This is a genomic window from Photorhabdus viridis (genome assembly GCF_040256935.1).
Lineage (GTDB): Bacteria > Pseudomonadota > Gammaproteobacteria > Enterobacterales > Enterobacteriaceae > Photorhabdus > Photorhabdus viridis.
The window spans coordinates 1-1640 of the sequence record NZ_JBEJZY010000136.1 but is presented as its reverse complement, the minus strand read 5'-3'; the positions used below and the strand labels follow the sequence as shown (position 1 = coordinate 1640).

Sequence of the window (1640 nt, the reverse complement as noted above, 5' to 3'; positions counted from 1 at the left end):
CTCATGACGGTGAAAACGCAGGTGGGTACCAAATTCTTCGCGAAAGCGCCGGTAGCAGGCCAGAATGCGTTGCTTTTTCTCCTGAGTGTAGCCCTGTTTAAAAAACAGGGTAATCGAGAGCCCCAGGCGGGAAACAGTCAGTCCATCACCATTAATAAAAAGAAAAGCGGTCAGTTGTGATCTCAACTGGTCAAAGTAATCTACAGTTTCCATCATTTTCTCCGTTAATTATGAGGCAGTGGCGAATGTTACACTCGCCAATATGGCCAGGACGGCAGCTAACGCGGCGGCGCTCACCGAGGCGGCAGCGGCTAAAATTTCCACCAGTGCAATCAGCGCCGCAGCGACGGCAAGGGTAACGAGGATAACAACGGCAACTTCGGCAATAATCACAACCACTTCCAGCATCTCTTCACCCACTTTTTTCAATATTTGCATCCAGCTAATATTTTTGAGGTCTTCCAGGGTGATATCTGAGCCCTGTTGCACGGTTTGCCACCGGGCTTTTATCTCACTCTCCGTCCAGGTCACGATTTTCCCTGTTTGTTCACTGATCCAGGAAAACGCGTAGCTGACCTGATGGCTTATCGGGTCAATAATTTCTTCACACACCCATTTGCCGGCTTGATTGAACCATGCACCAAACTGGGCAAGGAGCTCCCGGGTACTGTCGCGGATATAATTCAACCCATTTTCGGCCAGACCAGCCACCTCCTGCCCGAGGACAATCCAGTCTTCATAGCTGGGTAAAAACGACCAGCGGGAAGTGCTGAGAAGCGGTGGATTTTTTGTCAGGGGTTGCGGAATAGTGCCCGGCACGCCCTCTTCGGGAGGAATGGGTAAAGCTTCCTCATCAGGAGGCGAACCGGGCGGCAGAGGGGCCAGTGGTATCGGATTTTTATAGTGCTGGGAACCGGGTTGATAATGTTTTCGCCATGCTTCATCGTACTGTTTTTGTTCCTCAGTACGATTATCGCTGATACGCATTACACCAAAGCGGTCTTCGGTTGCAATCTGGATATAATCTATTTCTTGATCTTCGGCAAGTTTATCTCCCGGAAATTTCACCTCAATTAACATTTTTAGATTATCAGGGTGCACGGAACCATCGAAGTAAGTGGCATTCCTGCCCGGCCAGCGGATAGCCTCATCAATTGGAATTTATATGTTGATTTAATAAATATCAAGATTAATATTTTAAAGATGTGTAAATCTCACTTTATAACAGTCACTGCTGTAAATTTTATCGGTGTTTAAGTAACATAATGATTTAATTTATTTCGAAAAGTTTGATTTAAGAAAGATTTCTTTAATCAAGTTATGGTGCCATGATAGCCCAATATCATAAGCTGGAATTAATAGTTAATGAATTGTTAAGAAGGTGAGGAATGTGACGTTATGTTGTTTTGGTCGGGGATTTGATGTCGTATGGAAGCAAGGTATTGTTAGGTCAGGATCTCACTTATTTTGTATGGTTAATTTGATTTTAAATAAACCATAAGGAGGCTTGGAAAACACTTTCTCTCTCGATTCGATGCTATTAATCACGAAGTATTGAAAGCACGATTAATCGCATTAAAAAATTTTTTAAGTAAAAGATGTTACATGGTTGAAAAAGGTTTTCGAAAAGAGAGATAAAT

1 protein-coding gene and 1 pseudogene are annotated in these 1640 nt (G+C 43.7%); both read right to left on the bottom strand.

Annotation, left to right across the window (positions count from 1 at the left end):
• A pseudogene (locus ABR397_RS22505) lies at positions 1-213 on the bottom strand (hypothetical protein); the annotation flags it as partial.
• Positions 214-228: 15 nt separating this feature from the next.
• Positions 229-1101, bottom strand: a complete 873-nt coding sequence (locus tag ABR397_RS22500; RefSeq protein ID WP_350307659.1) for a VRR-NUC domain-containing protein — start codon at positions 1099-1101, stop codon at positions 229-231.
• Between the last annotated feature and the right edge of the window lie 539 nt (positions 1102-1640).